Genomic DNA, 15966 nt, shown 5'->3' with positions numbered 1-15966 from the left:
TTCCTTTTTCTTCAAAATTAAACACTCGTGGTTTAACAAGAATAATAGGTGTTTTATTGTTTAATTGAAAAAACAATAAAATAACATCAAAAAAAAGGCTCTTTTTGCCACATTCATAAAAAACAATGCAAAGTTTTAAGAGTTTCTGTTAAGGAATTGTTACATTTTTAACTTAAATTTGTCAACATAACCCTTAAATCTTAAACTTATGAGAAACTTTTACGCTCTTTTTTTATTATTTTTTATAAGCGCTGTAAATGCACAACAGGGCCAAACACTATTTGCTGAAAAAGCTTGGGTAAATGAATCCGAAGAATGGTCAGATTTCCAATATTCAGGACAAATCATTTTTTCTACAAATGGCAAAACTGAAGAAGGCGCTTTAAGAATTGGTAATTATGATTTCTTATATGATCTTTGCGACGGAAAAGCAAAGTTTTCAAATAAAGCAACATATAGCTCAGCCGATTTTTCGCATCCGCGAAAGCTTAGCGCGCAAACAGATAAACAAGGAATTTTAAACTCTACATACGAAGGGACCTTAATTTTCCAAGCTGATAAAGATTATTACTCTGTTATTTCTCTAGTAACAATACTAGAAAAAGGAGGTAATATTATTGGTGTAAAAATGCGCCTTAAAGACGGTAATAGAAAAGAATACGCTTTTAGCTTAAAAGAGAAAAGTTAAAATTAATAAAGGGTTTGAACACGTTTTCAAATTCTGCAGTAAATTCCAATAATCAAAAATGGATGTATTAATTAAAATTAAAGATCGAGAAGGAGTTATACACGAATTACAAGCTCCAACCGATATGGCAATGAATATAATGGAGTTATGCAAAGCATACGAACTTCCTGTTGAAGGAACCTGCGGAGGAATGGCCATGTGCGCTTCTTGCCAGTGTTATGTTCTTAATGATGTTGCATTACCAGAAATGGGAGATGATGAAGAAGCTATGCTTTCGGAAGCATTTTATGTGAAGTCTAATAGTCGTTTAGGTTGTCAGATTCCAATAACTGAAGATTTAGAAGGATTGGAGTTAGAATTAGCTCCTGAATACTAGAAAATAAATTCCAAAATTTTAAAATTCCAAATTCCAAAATGCATTTTGTGCACTTGGAATTTGGAATTTTTTTTAATTGGAATTTAAAAAACCGCTTGGATCAAAAGGTTCAAATTCTCTTTCAGAAAACGCTTCTGTCAAAATACCAGACGAACAAAGCCACGAAATTGTTTCTTCAAGTGTATTTCCTGCTTTATAAATCATTTCACTATACCTTGGCAGAATGTAATATTGACTGTTTAAAAGAATGATTTCATCTCCATCAAAAGTATCTCCAACTCTAATCGATTTTAGCACTTCTTCTTTCGTTAAAACTTCTTTTCCTTCGTCCCAAAACCAATATTCGGTAATACGGTTTTTCCATTCTTCTAAAGTAAGAATTATTGTTTCAGGAAGATAAACTCTCACATAAGTACCTCCTAAAATCCCACTTCCGTATTCTTGAACATACTCTTTATAATCTTCATCAAAATTTATGTTTAATGTTTTTTCACAAGCCAGAATTTCTTCTTCATCTGCTGTAAATAAATCTATTTTTTGTGTATTGCAATTTGGAATAATCTTGTAGTTATCGAAATTCATTGTCTTTATTTTTCTAAATTAAATATATACCTTTTTTATATTGCAAGTAACTTTTTAAAAATTAAAAAACTTCGCTCAGATCTTATTCTTTATAATATTCACTTATTTTATAATTTTTAGTTTTTGTCTGCCATTTATTATTTATAAAGTTTCTTATAGTCACGGTTACAAATTCACTATTCATTGCATCTTCTTCTAATTCATGAACCTTATGCAATCCTTTATTTGGTACAACTTCATATTCTGTTGTCATGTGCCAGCAACAGCCAGATTTAGAATATGTAATTAATCTTTTTCTTTTATGATCTGTAACAAACATACCAAGATTTTCAACTACCAAATTCGTTAATTGACTACTTAAAACAAATTGTCGTTTAGTAGAATTATAAACATAAATATCATAAGAAGGTCCACCATATCCACTGTTGTTCCCGTTCCTCACAGCCAAATCTTCTGTTCCATCAAAATTAAAATCATCAAAAATCAATGGACTTTGCTCTCCATAAAGCTGAATAACATTTACTGTTGGTTTTTGTTTTTCATCAAGAAAAAAATACAAATCGTCTGAAGTCAACGTTTGAAAAAAACGATTTGATTTTTTATCCACTAATTTTATAACTGCTTTTCCTTCACAATTTTCAGCATTACAATTATCTACAGAAATCTCAGCAGAATATCTTTTTGAACCATTCATAACTTCAAATTTATTCTGCGCTGCGCAAATTCCTGAAATTAGAATTAATAAATATTTTATATTTTTCATTTTTAATCGGGTTACTGTGATTCTTTCGTGTAAAACTAGTCTAAACTCAATTAGAAATCTACTTGCAAAGGCTAAAAAATAATCAAAATAAGATATTTGAAATCAAAAAAACCGTAATTACATCACTGCAATTACGGTTTTCTCTTTATAACAATTTTATTTAATCTCTTGATTATACCAAACCAGCTTTAATTAAATATTCAGCGATTTGGATTGTGTTTGTTGCAGCTCCTTTTCTTAAGTTATCAGCAACAATCCACATGTTTAATGTATTTGGCTGGCTTTCGTCGCGACGAATTCTTCCAACAAAAACATCATTTTTACCTTCTGCATATAATGGCATTGGATATGTAAAGGTATCCAAATTATCTTGTACCGTTACTCCGTCAGTATTGTGTAAGATTTCACGAACTTCGTTTACATCAAAATCATTTGTAAACTCAACGTTTACAGCCTCACTGTGTCCACCAACAACTGGAACACGAACAGCAGTTGCAGTAACTCTGATAGTGTTATCACCTAAGATTTTTTGAGTTTCGCGAACTAATTTCATTTCTTCTTTAGTGTACCCGTTTTCTTCAAAACTGTCACAGTGTGGAATCGCATTTCTGTGAATTGGATATTTGTAAGCCATCTCACCTTGAACTCCAGCGTACTCGTTTTCTAATTGTTTCACTGCTTTTACACCAGTTCCTGTGATAGATTGGTAAGTAGAAACAATGATTCTTTTAATGTTGTATTTTTTGTGCAAAGGAGCCAAAGTCATTACCATTTGAATAGTAGAACAGTTTGGATTTGCAATAATTTTATCTTCTTTAGTTAAAACATCAGCATTGATTTCTGGAACTACCAATTTTTTAGTAGGATCCATTCTCCATGCAGAAGAGTTGTCGATAACAGTTGTTCCAGCAGCAGCAAATTTTGGAGCCCATTCTAATGAAGTATCTCCTCCAGCAGAGAAAACAGCAATATCAGCTTTCATATCAACAGCTGTCTGTAATCCTACTACTTTATATTTAGTTCCTTTGTATTCGATTTCTTTTCCTACTGATCTTTCTGATGCAACAGGAATTAATTCTGTAACAGGAAAATTTCTTTCTGCTAATACTTTAAGCATTACTTCGCCTACCATTCCAGTAGCGCCTACAACTGCAATTCTCATTTTTATATTTTTAAATAATCAATTAATCTAATTTGTATCGCAAAAGTAAGTATAATAAAAGTTATGGCAAGGTGATTCACAAAAAATAACAAATTGTTATAAAACAAACATTTTGTAAAAAAACCGCCTCTTTAGAAGGCGGTTAAGTTAGACTTAGTGTAGCGGTATTATATTTTTATTTATTTTTCAGTAAATCTCTAATCTGTGTCAATAATTCTTCTTGAGTTGGTCCAGCTGGAGGCGGTGGTGCAACATCTTTCTTTTTTGCATGATTCATTCCCTTAATTATCAAGAATAAAACAAAAGCCACAATTATAAAGTTAATTACTGCCGATATAAAGACTCCATACTTTACACCTCCAAAAGCAGTCAATTGTTCAATAGTCGATAAATGCGCAGCATCTAAAGCTGGTTTCAACAGCAATGGCGTAATTACATCTTCAATAAATGAGCTGACAATTTTACCAAAAGCAGCTCCAATGATCACCCCGACAGCCAGGTCAACCACGTTGCCTTTCATTGCAAATTCCTTAAATTCAGAAAAAAATCCCATATCGTATCTGTTTATATTTATAATTAAGTAATATCGAAAATACGCAATTTTATTGGAAATTCTTAATATTATCTAAAAAATACCCTCTTAACACGTTGCGAAATACTCGTCATTATCTCATACGGAATCGTTTTTAACGCTACAGCCATCTCTATTACAGTCGGGCTTTCGCCGAAAATAATTACTGAGTCGCCTTCTTTGCAATCGATATGGCTGACATTAACCATCAGCATATCCATACAGACACTGCCAACAATTTTTGCTTTCTGGTTTTTGATTGTTACATAGCCTATTTCATTACCCCATAACCTCGAAATTCCGTCTGCATAACCAATTGGAATTGTAGCAATTTTTGTTTCTCGATCAGCCATAAAACGGCGTCCATAACCTACGCTGTCACCAGCTGGAATGGTTCGAATTTGAGAAATTATGGATTTTAACGTTCCCACATTTTCCAGATATTTCTGTTCTGCAGGATCGTTTGAAACTCCATACAATCCAATACCCAAACGCACCATGCTGTATTGCGCATCAGGAAAATTACTGATTCCAGAAGTATTTAATGTATGACGAATTGGATTGATATTTAATGCTGTTATTAATTTTGAAGACAGTTTTTCGAATAAGGCAATCTGCTGTCGCACAAAATCAAAATGCTTCGGATCATCACTTGTTGCTAAATGAGATAAAATACTTTGAACACGAACAGTCGAATTTCCTTTTAAAGTCGCAATCAGTTCATCGATTGTATTGTTTTCAAAACCTAAACGATGCATTCCTGTGTCCATTTTGATATGAATTGGATAATCTTTTAAGTTCTTTTCGCGTGCAATTTTCAAAAAGGCATTTAACCCTTTTAAGCTATATATTTCAGGTTCTAACTGATATTGAATCATAGATGGAAAACTAGTCGATTCTGGATTCAAAACCATAATAGGAACTTTTATCCCTCCATTTTTCAACGTTATTCCTTCATCGGCAAAAGCCACTCCCAAATAATCTACTTTATGATGTTCTAAAAGTTTGGCAATTTCTAAACCGCCGTTTCCGTAACCAAATGCTTTTACCATAACCATCATTTTGACATTTGGCGCCAGTTTTGACTTGTAATAATTAAAGTTATGGCTAATAGCATCGAGATTAATTTCAAGAACTGTTTCGTGTGTTTTCTCTTCAAGAAGCGAAACAATCTCTTCAAACTGAAAAGATCTAGCTCCTTTTATTAGAATCGTTTCATTATTGAAATTCAGATTATCGATGTCAGCTATAAAATCGGCTGTATTTTGAAACATTGTACTGTTTGGAAATTTAGCCGCAAAAGAAGAAATCGTTGCGCCAATACCAATTATGCGGTTTATTTTATTGTCTGAAATTAACTGGGCAACTTTAGAATACAATTCTTCGTTTGCAAATCCGCTTTGGAAAATATCAGATAAAATAACAGTTTTTGAAGCGCCTTTTTTCTTTTGGCTTTCCAAGAAATCCAAAGCAATTTTAAGCGACTGGAAATCGGAACTGTAACTATCATCAATAATACTGCAATTGTTGATTCCGTTTTTTACTTCAAGTCGCATTCGAACTGGATAAAGCATCTCAATTCGGCTTTGAATAGTTTCTTGATTATAATTAAAATGTAGTAAAACCAATAAACAGGAAATAGCATTTTCTATAGAAGCCGAATCATTAAACGGAATTTCTAAATTGAAAATTTCATTTTTATATTGATATTGAATAAAAGTATGATCGTTTTTACATTCTCTTTTTTCAATAAAAACGTCTGCTTTTTTATCTGTAAAACTCCAAGAAAAAAGCTTTCGAGGATGAATCATATATTCTGCTGCAAACTGAGTCAGACATGATTCTACAACTTCAGTTTTTTGATATATAATTATTGGACAATCTTTAAACAAAAGTAATTTCTCATCAATCTTCTGCACTAAATTTAAAAACCCTTCATCGTGTGCACTTCCAATATTAGTAAGCACACCAATTGTAGGTTTAATTATTTTTTCAAGATGAATCATTTCGTTAACTGTCGAAATTCCAGCTTCGAAAATGCCTAAATTATGTTTTTCGTTAATACCAATAACCGAAAGCGGAACTCCAACTTGTGAGTTGTAGCTTTTTGGACTTCTAATAATATTATAATCAGGGCTCAATAAGAAATTAAGCCATTCTTTTACGATTGTTTTGCCATTGCTCCCTGTTAATCCGATAACTGGAAAATGGAAAAGATTTCTGTAATAAGCCGCAAATTCCTGAAGTGCTAGAAGTGCATTATCAACAACTAAAAAATTAGCTTTGTCTATGTAACCATCTGGAATATACTGAACAACAAAATTCTGAACTCCGTTTTCTATTAAATCTGGAATAAACAAATGCGCATCGTTGTTAACACCGGCTAGAGCAAAAAATAAAGTCTGTGATCCGTTTTGAAGTGAACGGCTGTCAATTGAAATATGATCGATTAAAACATCAGCATTTGTACCAATCCATTTGGCATTAAGTACTGAAACCAGGTTTTTTAAATTTAGGCTCATTTCGGAATTTCTTTTTTTCAAATTTAAAAAAAGGTTTGCCACGAAACTCCTAAATTTTCACTAATTATTCCATTTATATGAAAGTGTAGAAAAAGTAGATTTGCCACGAATTACACGAATTCACACGAATTAATTTTTTTTTTATAATCTGCTAAATCTGCGTGAAAAATTTCTTCCCCAGATTAAAAAAAGTATCACTAATTATAATCCTTTTAAATCCGATTATTCCGATAGCTATCGGGAGTGGAAAAAAAATAAATCGTGTGAATTCGTGTAATTCGTGGCAGAAAACATTTATTGATTATATTTGTTTTTAGACCACAAATTTGCAAGTTTTGAAAAAAGTACTTCCACTATTCTCCTATATCTTACATCCGATTTTTATATCGTTATACGCAACTTTGTTTTACTTATTTTACAAAGATGATGTTTTCAGCACAAACGAAAAGTATTTTGTCTTAATTCAGATTTTGGTTATTAACATTATTGTTCCTGTCTTATTTTATCTATTATTAAGATCGACTGGACACGTAAAATCAATAATGCTAAGTCAGACATCAGAACGAACTATTCCTCTTATTTTACAGTGTTTTTTATATATTTTATTAGTAAAAAGAAGCATTGTAATTACACGTTATCCAGAGCTTCACTTCTTTTTTCTTGCCGCATTGTTCAGTACTATTTTGGCATTGGTATGTGTGCTCTTCAAGACAAAAGCAAGCTTGCATATGGTCGCAATATCAGGTTTAACGATTTTTGTTATCGGATTAAACATTCATCTTCAGCTGCATAATCCGTATTGGCCAGCTTTACTTATTTTATTATCAGGAATTGTAGCTTCATCTCGTTTAGAAATGAATGCACATACTTCTAGAGAAATATTAATTGGATTGTTTGTTGGAATAATGCCACAACTTTTATTTTTATACTTGTGGTTATAAAATATAAAAAATCAGTCCTGCATTTAAGGTTTTCATATTGATTTTTTCTCCATTCAAAGTTGTTGCCGACTTAAATAACGGACTTAAGCCGTAATATATATAAACGTTCCAGGTATTGTATCCAGCGGCCAAATAAGGTCCGTACTGAAATTTATTGATATCTCCGTTGTTTTTGATTTTATATGTTTTTTCGCCATCGTCAAGAGTAGAGGCGCTCGAGAAAACATAACTCAGTTTAACTCCACCATAGATACGCCAGAATTTAGTACTTTCATACGTCGAATTACGCCATCTAAATTCTATTGGAAGATCTACAGAATATTGTCTGTAACGATTGGATACAAATTGCCCATAATCGTTAACTCCATATATTATTGATCCCGAACCATCTTCAGAAATAGTCAGATTCTGATAATAATTCTGATAACTCAACCCTAATCCAGCAGCAATAGCAACGGTTCTTGATTTATTCACCGGCATATCGCGTAAAAAACCTCCTGAAAGTCCAAGAGAAAATTTATTCTGTTTGAAATCGATTGGAATATCAGTAAACATATTATAGGTAACCGAAAAATAAAACTGATCTTCTCGATATAAAGAATCTATTTTTACAACTGGTTTTATCTCAGGCTTAACGTCTTCTTGCGCAAAAGAATTTAAAAAAGTGAGTAAAAATAAGCAGCTAAAAATAATTCGCATATCGTGTTTTTGATTTTAAAGAGGTAATTATAAATAAACGTTTTTCGATGTCCATTTATTTCACATACAAATATAATATAATGCTTTCTGCAGTAACGATAAGAAGTAAAAATATTCTCATTTTGACTCCGAATAAAATTAATTGCTGCATTATTTTCAATAGATCAACTCGATGAAAGAAAAAATTAATCAATTTTGTTTTTATCTTTTATACCTTTGCAGTGCATGAAGAAAAAGCAGCTCATATTAAGTTTATCGTTTGCTGTAACAATATTGTTCTCGATATTGTTTCAGTCGATACACAGTTATGAGCATATTGTAAAGCAGCTTTCAGAAAAACAGTGCCATCACAATTACAATGATCCGAGCGGAGAAATAACGCATCAGCATCATGATTATGAGGTTTGTTTTGTTTGTAATTTCGCCTTCGGAAGTTACATTGTTCCAGAAACTTTTCAATTTCAATTTCATTCTTTTGAAAAAGAATTTGCTTATTTCTTACCCGTTACAGAGAAAATTTTCTCTATTTCATCCCCTTCGTATTTCTTACGCGGACCTCCTGCGTTTATAGTTTCTTAAGTTATCGATTTTTCGAAAAAAAATCACATTTCTTTTCATTTAAATTCAAAACAACATTGAGTTTCCTAATCCTAATCTTCTGAATTGGGATCAGAATGCTTTAATGTCGCGTTTGGTTTTTATTCGAAGAAAAAAACTCAATTTAACTATAGCATCATTTTCAAATGAAAAAAATTATAATTGCCCTTATTTTAGGGTTCTCGAGCATGCTTTCTGCTCAAAATTCGGTTTCAGGTATTGTAACCGATAAACAAAATCAGCCATTGCCTGGAGTTTCTGTTTATGCTCCCGAATTACATAAAGGAACTACAACAGACGCAAAGGGAAAATACGAATTGAATAATCTTCCAAACGGAAGCCTTCGCATTGCTTTTACTTATGTTGGATATGCCAATCAAAATAAAACGATTTCTAAACTACTGAAACAAAACACACTAGATATTATTCTTGAAGAATCTATTCTAGAAATGGACGAAGTAGTAGTTTCTACACCTTTCAACAAACTGCAATCGCAAAACGTAATGAAAATAGAGCATGAAAGCATTAAAACATTACAGCAAAAAGGAACCTCAACTTTGATTGAAGGTTTGGCGACAATTCCAGGAGTTTCACAGATTTCAACAGGAACTTCTATTGGAAAACCAGTAATTCGCGGACTTAGCGGTAATCGTGTTTTAGTTTATTCTCAAGGAGTTCGTATCGAAAATCAGCAATTTGGAGATGAGCATGGTTTGGGCTTAAATGATGCCGGAATAGAAAGTGTTGAAGTTATTAAAGGGCCAGCTTCATTATTGTATGGTTCTGATGCTTTGGGAGGTGTTTTATATTTCAATCCTGAAAAATTTGCTGATGCTGGTGATTTTAAAGCTAATTTCAGTCAAAAATATTTTACGAATACACAAGGAAGCAACTCTTCTATTGGATTAAAAACGTCTACTGATAACTGGAAATTCTTAGCAAGAGGAAGCTACAATACACATTCTGATTATAAAATTTCTGGCGGTGATCGTGTGACAAATTCTCGTTACAACGAAACGGACTTTAAAACTGGAATTGGCTACAGCAATTCGACTTTTTCAAGTGTTTTAAGATACAACTATAACAAATTGGATATCGGGATTCCTGAAGATGGAATTGCCGAACAGTCTTCTAGCAAAGACACACAGTTTCCGAGACAAGGAATTTTTAATCATTTATTGAGTTTGAATAATGTTATTTTCTTCGAAAACTCTAAACTAGATGTTGACTTAGGATATATCGCAAATGATCGAAGTGAGTTTGAAGACAGCAATGAAGCTTCGCTTCACATGAAATTGAATACGTTCAATTATAATGCGAAATACCATTTCCCTAAATTCGGTAAAATCGAAACTATTATAGGGGTTCAGGGAATGCATCAGTCCAATAAAAATTCTGGAGAAGAATATTTAATTCCAGATGCCACAACCAATGATTTTGGAGTTTTCGGAACAGCCAATTACGAATGGGACAATAGCGTTATTCAAGCTGGATTGCGTTTTGACAACCGAAATATTACTTCAATAGCACACGGAACTGAAGGTGAAGAAGGTTATTTTCAGGCCTTAGACCGATCTTTTGATAGCTTTAATGCTTCTTTAGGTTATAAAACAAAACTGGCAGAACCTTTAACGCTTCGTTTGAATGTTGCCACAGGATTTAGAGCTCCAAACTTGGCTGAATTGACTTCAAATGGTGTTCACGAAGGAACAAATCGTTACGAAATTGGGAATGCTAATTTGAAAACAGAGCAAAACGTTCAGACCGATTTGAACTTAGAATACAAAAACACGCACTTTGAATTTTTCGTAAACGGATTTTACAATCATGTAAACAATTATATCTATACTTCGCCAACTGGGGAAGTTCGAGATGATAATGATGTTTTTGCTTATGTTCAAGATAATGCACAATTGTATGGTGGTGAAGTTGGTTTGCATTTTCATCCTCACCCTTTAGACTGGCTGCATTTTGAAACTAGTTTTGAAACGGTTACAGGTAAAAAAGAAAACAAAGATTATCTGCCTTTGATTCCGGCAAACAATTGGAATAATACGCTTAGAACTGAATTTAATATCAAAAATTGGTTAAGCGAAGGTTTTGCTTCTCTAAATGTTTCTTCAACTTTCAACCAAGATAATGTAAGCGGTTTCGAAACGGCTTCTAAAGGTTATACTTTGGTAAATTTAGGTTTTGGTGGAACTGTTAAACTAGGAAAAACGGCTTTCGATATTAATTTAAACGGAAACAATTTATTCGACAAAAAATATATTGCACATCTTTCTAGATTAAAGACAGACGGTATTCCGAACATTGGAAGAAATATCGTTTTGGGGATTAATTTCAACTTATAATTTTAAATTTTAACCGCAAAGAACGCAAAGGAAAACGCAAAGTTCACAAAGTTTTATTTGCTTTGCGAACTTTGCGAAAAACTCCTAGTGTTCTTTGCGGTTAAACATTTATCAATTCTCACAAAAAGTGCTATTTTTGTTATAACAGATAAAAACTAACTATGAAAAAAACATTTTTATTAATGGCAATTACAACTGCAGGAATATCATTTGGACAAGGCAAAATACAATATCCGCAAACAAAAAAAGGAGAAACTGTTGATGTTTATTTTGACACCAAAGTAAGCGATCCCTACCGTTGGTTAGAAGATGATAAATCTGCCGAAACTGGTGCTTGGGTAAAAGCTGAAAACGAAGTTACTTATGCTTATTTAGATAAAATTCCGTTTCGCGAAGAACTTAAAAAGCGAATGGAAAAACTTTGGAACTACGAAAAAATTGGAGCTCCTTCTAAAGAAGGAAAATTCGCTTATTACTCTAAAAACAACGGACTTCAGAATCAATCTGTTGTTTACAGAAAAGATGAAAATGGCAAAGAAGAAGTTTTCTTAGATCCAAATACTTTTTCTAAAGACGGAACAACTTCTCTAGGCGGACTTGATTTTTCTGAAGACGGAAGCAAAGCAGCTTACGCAATCTCTGAAGGAGGAAGCGATTGGAGAAAAGTAATTATCATAGACGCACTTTCTAAGAAAATTGTAGAAGATACTTTGGTTGATGTGAAATTTAGTGGTGTTTCATGGTATAAAAATGAAGGTTTCTACTATTCTAGTTATGACAAACCAAAAGGAAGTGAATTATCTGCTAAAACAGATCAGCACAAATTGTATTTCCATAAACTAGGAACTTCTCAAAAAGATGATAAAGTAATTTTTGGTGCAGATCAAAAAAGAAGATATGTTGGTGGATATGTTACTGAAGACAACCGTTATTTGGTAATCACGGCAGCTAATTCGACTTACGGAAACGAATTGTACATTAAAGACCTTACAAAACCGAACAGCCCGATTGTTACTATCGTAGACAACTTTAACAGCGATAGCAATGTAATAGAAAACGCAGGAAGCAAATTGTTTATTGAAACAGATTATAACGCACCAAACAAACGTGTTGTAACGGTTGATGCAGCAAATCCGAAGCCTGAAAACTGGAAAGATTTTATTAAAGAAACCAAAGATATATTATCGCCATCAACTGGTGCTGGTTATTTCTTTGCTAATTATACTAAAGATGCGGTTTCATTTGTGCAACAATATGATTACAGCGGAAAATTAGTTCGCGAAATTAAACTTCCAGCTGTTGGAACTGCAGGCGGATTTAGCGGTAAAAAAGAAGATAAAATTTTGTACTACAGTTTTACAAATTATACAACTCCTGGAAGTATCTATTCTTTTGAACCAAAATCTGGCAAATCTGAAGTATATGCAAAACCAAAAGTTGATTTCAAGAGTGAAGATTACGAGTCTAAACAAGTTTTCTATACTTCAAAAGATGGTACAAAAGTTCCGATGATTATTACGTATAAAAAAGGAACAAAATTAGACGGTAAAAATCCAACAATCCTTTATGGTTACGGCGGATTCAATATTAGTTTAACACCAAGTTTTAGTATTGCGAATGCTGTTTGGTTAGAAAATGGTGGAGTTTACGCAGTGGCTAACCTTAGAGGTGGTGGTGAATACGGAAAAAAATGGCATGATGCAGGAACCAAAATGCAGAAACAAAATGTGTTTGATGATTTTATTGCGGCTGCAGAATATTTAATTGCCCAAAAATATACTTCTTCTGATTATTTGGCTATTCGCGGAGGATCTAACGGAGGTTTGTTGGTTGGCGCAACGATGACACAGCGTCCAGATTTAATGAAAGTAGCATTGCCAGCGGTTGGAGTTATGGATATGCTTCGTTACAATGCTTTTACAGCAGGTGCTGGATGGGCTTTTGATTACGGAACTGCTCAAGACAGCAAAGAAATGTTTGAATATTTAAAAGGATATTCACCTGTTCATAACGTTAAACAAGGGACTCATTATCCTGCAACAATGGTAACGACTGGAGATCATGACGATCGTGTAGTTCCAGCACACAGTTTCAAATTTGCTGCTGAGTTACAGGAAAAACAAACAGGAGAAAACCCGGTTTTGATTAGAATTGACGTTAAAGCAGGTCATGGAGCAGGGAAATCTGTTGCTGCTACAATTCAAGAAAATGTAGATATTCAAGCTTTCACACTTTACAATATGGGTTTTAAAGCTTTGCCGAAAAAATAAAACTTTAAGCTAAATTTTTTATTAGCCACGACTCGAGCGATAGCGAATAGGCGAAGCAATTCACGAATTACTTTTTGTGAGCTCGTGGTTAATTTATTTTATGCCACAGATTAAAAGGATTAGATAGATTAAAAAATCTGTGAAAATCTTTTTAATCTGTGGCTTTTATTTTTTTTCACGCAAATTCTGCAGATTTAGCAGATTGAATTAAAAAAATCTGCGAGCATTTGCTAAAATTATTTTAAATCTGCGTGAAATTAGTTCGCGTAATTCAATACAGATTTTTTAAACATTCAGATCAAAAAATTCGTGAATTCGTGGCTAATTTTCTTTTAAATTTGAGAAACTAAAAACTTAATCAATGGAAATTATAAAATGGGGAATTATAGGGTGCGGAAATGTAACCGAAGTAAAAAGCGGGCCAGCTTTTCAGAAAGCTCCAAATTCGGCTTTAGTTGCAGTTATGCGAAGAGATGCGGCTCTTGCCGAAGATTACGCCAAACGCCATAATGTTCCGAAATGGTATTCTAACGCGGAAGATTTAATAAATGATCCCGAAGTTGACGCCGTTTATATCGCTACTCCTCCATCTTCTCATAAAGAATACACCATTTTATGCGCCAAAGCAGGAAAACCAGTTTATGTGGAAAAGCCAATGGCTTTGACATTTGAAGAATGTAACGAAATGATCAGCGTCTGTAAAGAACATAACGTTCCTTTGTTTGTTGCTTATTACAGAAGAGCCTTGCCTCGTTTTTTAAAAATAAAAGAAATAATCGATCAGGGAAAATTAGGAACTATCAGACACGTCAATTGTGTTTTGTACCATCCTTTTGAAGCACGTTACGATGACGAAATTAACCTCCCATGGACCGTTTTACCACATATTTCAGGAGGCGGAATCTTTGTGGATTTGGCTTGCCACACTTTAGATTTCCTAGATTTTGTTTTAGGTCCAATAAAATCAGTTCGCGGACATGCAACTTCTCAATTAAAAGCATATCCGGCAGAAGACGCAGTTTCAATGTCCTTTTTATTCGAAAACGGAATTCATGGTTCAGGAATTTGGAATTTTGCAAGTTTTGAACGTTATGACAACACTGAAATTGTAGGAGATAAAGGAAAAATCTCTTTTTCTACTTTCGGAAACGATCCAATTCATATTCAATATGCAAATGGAGAAAAAGAAAGTATTACGATAGAAAATCCTCTTCATATTCAACAGCCATTTATTGAAACTGTTATTACTGAATTATTAGGCAAAGAAGGCGCTTCTCCATCTAAAGGAACTTCTGGCGCAAGAACCACTTGGGTTATTGATCAAGTTTTGAAAGAGTTTAGAGAGAATTCGAAATTATAATTATCAATTAAAATACAATTTTGTCATCCTGACAAAAAATGCGTCCAAAAAAAGAGGATATTCTTTCGAATATCCTCTTTTTTTAAACTATAAACTATAAAAAAAATTGGAAAATTATAGGCTGTATTTGATACCTAATGTTAATCCTAATCCTGAGATTCCAACATAAGAACTTAACTCATCCATTGGTTTATCTTTATTAACACCATTTGGATTTGTTAGAGCATTGTTTGAATTTACATCTAAACCATCTCTGTAATTAGTGTGAATTTGAGCTGTAGTTCTAGTAGCTAAAGCATCATTTCCGTTTACTGTAAAGTCAGTTGTTTCTTTTGTTTTACCATGTACAGTAAAGTTACGGTACTCTAATTCAGCGAAAGCAGAAAGGTGTGACGTAAGTTTGTAAGTTGTACCAACAGCAGCTGTAAATCCGATAGTTGGGTTTGGTTTTACTTTATCAACGCTATGAACATTTCCAAAAACTGGAGCACCAGTACCTGGATTAACTCCTACTGGAGCAACAGCATCTGTTTTAATTTCTAAATCTCCGTGAATTGGAACTAAAACCCCAACTTTAGTATAAGGCTCAAATCCGTTAGATTCTCCTAAAAACATAACAATTGCAGGAGCTAAATCAAAAGCTGTAATTTGACCAACTGATTTAAAGTTGTAAATTCCTGTAGTTGCAGATGTAGGGATATATGGCTGATCTGAAGTAGTCTGTGCCATAGTTTTATCATTACTAGAGTAATAATTAACTCCTAATTCAACTCCAATACGTGTAGAAAAACGGTAACCAGCAGTTATGCCAGTTCTAAAACCTTGTCCAAAAGAACCTGTAATACTTTTTTCAGAAACTAATTTTCCTCCTACATAAGTTCTGTCTAATGCAGCATTTCCTCCAACAGTTGGAAACTCAGTTGAAGCTGTTTGGTTAAAATAAGATCCCCCCAATTTAAAATACCAGCTTTCTGGTTTGTCCGCTTTTTCTGTTTGCGCCATTGTGGCCATAGAGCAAACTAATAATCCTAATAAAAATAGGTTCTTTTTCATAATTTTGATTTATTGATTAGTACAAACA

Annotated in this window: 14 protein-coding genes; 7 read left to right on the top strand and 7 right to left on the bottom strand. The window is 33.2% G+C overall.

What is annotated here, in order from left to right; translation table 11 throughout:
* Nucleotides 1-208: 208 nt before the first annotated feature.
* Both OZP10_RS10435 and OZP10_RS10430 read left to right on the top strand, forming a co-directional pair.
* A complete protein-coding gene (locus OZP10_RS10435) occupies nucleotides 209-688 on the top strand; it encodes a hypothetical protein (protein WP_177211246.1) in 480 nt (159 codons plus the stop codon).
* A gap of 58 nt (nucleotides 689-746) precedes the next feature.
* Nucleotides 747-1064 (top strand): 2Fe-2S iron-sulfur cluster-binding family protein, encoded by a 318-nt coding sequence (locus tag OZP10_RS10430; protein WP_091490641.1) that lies wholly within the window; start codon nucleotides 747-749, stop codon nucleotides 1062-1064.
* Between the two features lie 72 nt (nucleotides 1065-1136).
* On the opposite strand, the gene OZP10_RS10425 is transcribed toward OZP10_RS10430, so the two are convergent.
* The 5 genes from OZP10_RS10425 to OZP10_RS10405 form a co-directional block, all read right to left on the bottom strand.
* A complete protein-coding gene (locus OZP10_RS10425; RefSeq protein WP_281634573.1) occupies nucleotides 1137-1646 on the bottom strand; it encodes an SMI1/KNR4 family protein in 510 nt (169 codons plus the stop codon).
* 82 nt (nucleotides 1647-1728) lie between these two features.
* Complete coding sequence (locus OZP10_RS10420) at nucleotides 1729-2409, bottom strand: XAC2610-related protein (protein WP_281634572.1); 681 nt, start codon at nucleotides 2407-2409, stop codon at nucleotides 1729-1731.
* Between the two features lie 172 nt (nucleotides 2410-2581).
* Nucleotides 2582-3571, bottom strand: coding sequence for an aspartate-semialdehyde dehydrogenase (locus OZP10_RS10415; RefSeq protein WP_177211250.1), 990 nt, complete (start codon nucleotides 3569-3571; stop codon nucleotides 2582-2584).
* A 175-nt stretch (nucleotides 3572-3746) separates the two neighbouring features.
* Complete coding sequence (gene mscL / locus OZP10_RS10410; protein ID WP_111376040.1) at nucleotides 3747-4124, bottom strand: large conductance mechanosensitive channel protein MscL; 378 nt, start codon at nucleotides 4122-4124, stop codon at nucleotides 3747-3749.
* A gap of 68 nt (nucleotides 4125-4192) precedes the next feature.
* Entirely contained in the window at nucleotides 4193-6664 is a 2472-nt protein-coding gene (locus OZP10_RS10405; protein WP_281634571.1) for a bifunctional UDP-N-acetylmuramoyl-tripeptide:D-alanyl-D-alanine ligase/alanine racemase, read from the bottom strand.
* Nucleotides 6665-6999: 335 nt separating this feature from the next.
* Here OZP10_RS10405 and OZP10_RS10400 point away from each other — a divergent pair, with 335 nt between their 5' ends.
* Nucleotides 7000-7605: a hypothetical protein gene (locus tag OZP10_RS10400; RefSeq protein WP_281634570.1), complete on the top strand. Its 606-nt coding sequence runs from the start codon at nucleotides 7000-7002 to the stop codon at nucleotides 7603-7605.
* On the opposite strand, the gene OZP10_RS10395 is transcribed toward OZP10_RS10400, so the two are convergent.
* Nucleotides 7600-8304, bottom strand: a complete 705-nt coding sequence (locus OZP10_RS10395; protein ID WP_281634569.1) for a porin family protein — start codon at nucleotides 8302-8304, stop codon at nucleotides 7600-7602. The genes OZP10_RS10400 and OZP10_RS10395 overlap by 6 nt on opposite strands.
* Before the next feature lie 225 nt (nucleotides 8305-8529).
* Here OZP10_RS10395 and OZP10_RS10390 point away from each other — a divergent pair, with 225 nt between their 5' ends.
* The 4 genes from OZP10_RS10390 (at nucleotide 8530) to OZP10_RS10375 (ending at nucleotide 14885) form a co-directional block, all read left to right on the top strand.
* Complete coding sequence (locus OZP10_RS10390; RefSeq protein ID WP_281634568.1) at nucleotides 8530-8883, top strand: hypothetical protein; 354 nt, start codon at nucleotides 8530-8532, stop codon at nucleotides 8881-8883.
* Nucleotides 8884-9047: 164 nt separating this feature from the next.
* Nucleotides 9048-11255 carry a TonB-dependent receptor gene (locus tag OZP10_RS10385; protein ID WP_281634567.1) on the top strand — a complete coding sequence of 736 codons (2208 nt, stop codon included), beginning with the start codon at nucleotides 9048-9050 and terminating at the stop codon, nucleotides 11253-11255.
* Nucleotides 11256-11416: 161 nt separating this feature from the next.
* Nucleotides 11417-13525, top strand: coding sequence for a prolyl oligopeptidase family serine peptidase (locus OZP10_RS10380; protein WP_281634566.1), 2109 nt, complete (start codon nucleotides 11417-11419; stop codon nucleotides 13523-13525).
* Nucleotides 13526-13886: 361 nt separating this feature from the next.
* Nucleotides 13887-14885, top strand: a complete 999-nt coding sequence (locus OZP10_RS10375; RefSeq protein ID WP_281634565.1) for a Gfo/Idh/MocA family protein — start codon at nucleotides 13887-13889, stop codon at nucleotides 14883-14885.
* 114 nt (nucleotides 14886-14999) lie between these two features.
* Here OZP10_RS10375 and OZP10_RS10370 read toward each other — a convergent pair whose 3' ends face one another.
* Nucleotides 15000-15938, bottom strand: a complete 939-nt coding sequence (locus OZP10_RS10370) for an outer membrane beta-barrel protein (RefSeq protein WP_281634564.1) — start codon at nucleotides 15936-15938, stop codon at nucleotides 15000-15002.
* Nucleotides 15939-15966: the final 28 nt, after the last annotated feature.

Source organism: Flavobacterium luteolum, assembly GCF_027111275.1.
GTDB classification, from domain to species: domain Bacteria; phylum Bacteroidota; class Bacteroidia; order Flavobacteriales; family Flavobacteriaceae; genus Flavobacterium; species Flavobacterium luteolum.
Note: the sequence above shows the minus strand (reverse complement) of the source record. Positions and strands in the feature narration are given on the sequence as shown.

Coding starts and splice junctions, on each gene's coding strand:
- OZP10_RS10405 (WP_281634571.1), bottom strand. CDS start 6,664: ATGAGCCTAAATTTAAAAAACCTGGTTTCAGTACTTAATGCCAAATGG.
- OZP10_RS10375 (WP_281634565.1), top strand. CDS start 13,887: ATGGAAATTATAAAATGGGGAATTATAGGGTGCGGAAATGTAACCGAA.
- OZP10_RS10380 (WP_281634566.1), top strand. CDS start 11,417: ATGAAAAAAACATTTTTATTAATGGCAATTACAACTGCAGGAATATCA.
- mscL (WP_111376040.1), bottom strand. CDS start 4,124: ATGGGATTTTTTTCTGAATTTAAGGAATTTGCAATGAAAGGCAACGTG.
- OZP10_RS10385 (WP_281634567.1), top strand. CDS start 9,048: ATGAAAAAAATTATAATTGCCCTTATTTTAGGGTTCTCGAGCATGCTT.
- OZP10_RS10425 (WP_281634573.1), bottom strand. CDS start 1,646: ATGAATTTCGATAACTACAAGATTATTCCAAATTGCAATACACAAAAA.
- OZP10_RS10415 (WP_177211250.1), bottom strand. CDS start 3,571: ATGAGAATTGCAGTTGTAGGCGCTACTGGAATGGTAGGCGAAGTAATG.
- OZP10_RS10420 (WP_281634572.1), bottom strand. CDS start 2,409: ATGAAAAATATAAAATATTTATTAATTCTAATTTCAGGAATTTGCGCA.
- OZP10_RS10370 (WP_281634564.1), bottom strand. CDS start 15,938: ATGAAAAAGAACCTATTTTTATTAGGATTATTAGTTTGCTCTATGGCC.
- OZP10_RS10430 (WP_091490641.1), top strand. CDS start 747: ATGGATGTATTAATTAAAATTAAAGATCGAGAAGGAGTTATACACGAA.
- OZP10_RS10390 (WP_281634568.1), top strand. CDS start 8,530: ATGAAGAAAAAGCAGCTCATATTAAGTTTATCGTTTGCTGTAACAATA.
- OZP10_RS10435 (WP_177211246.1), top strand. CDS start 209: ATGAGAAACTTTTACGCTCTTTTTTTATTATTTTTTATAAGCGCTGTA.
- OZP10_RS10395 (WP_281634569.1), bottom strand. CDS start 8,304: ATGCGAATTATTTTTAGCTGCTTATTTTTACTCACTTTTTTAAATTCT.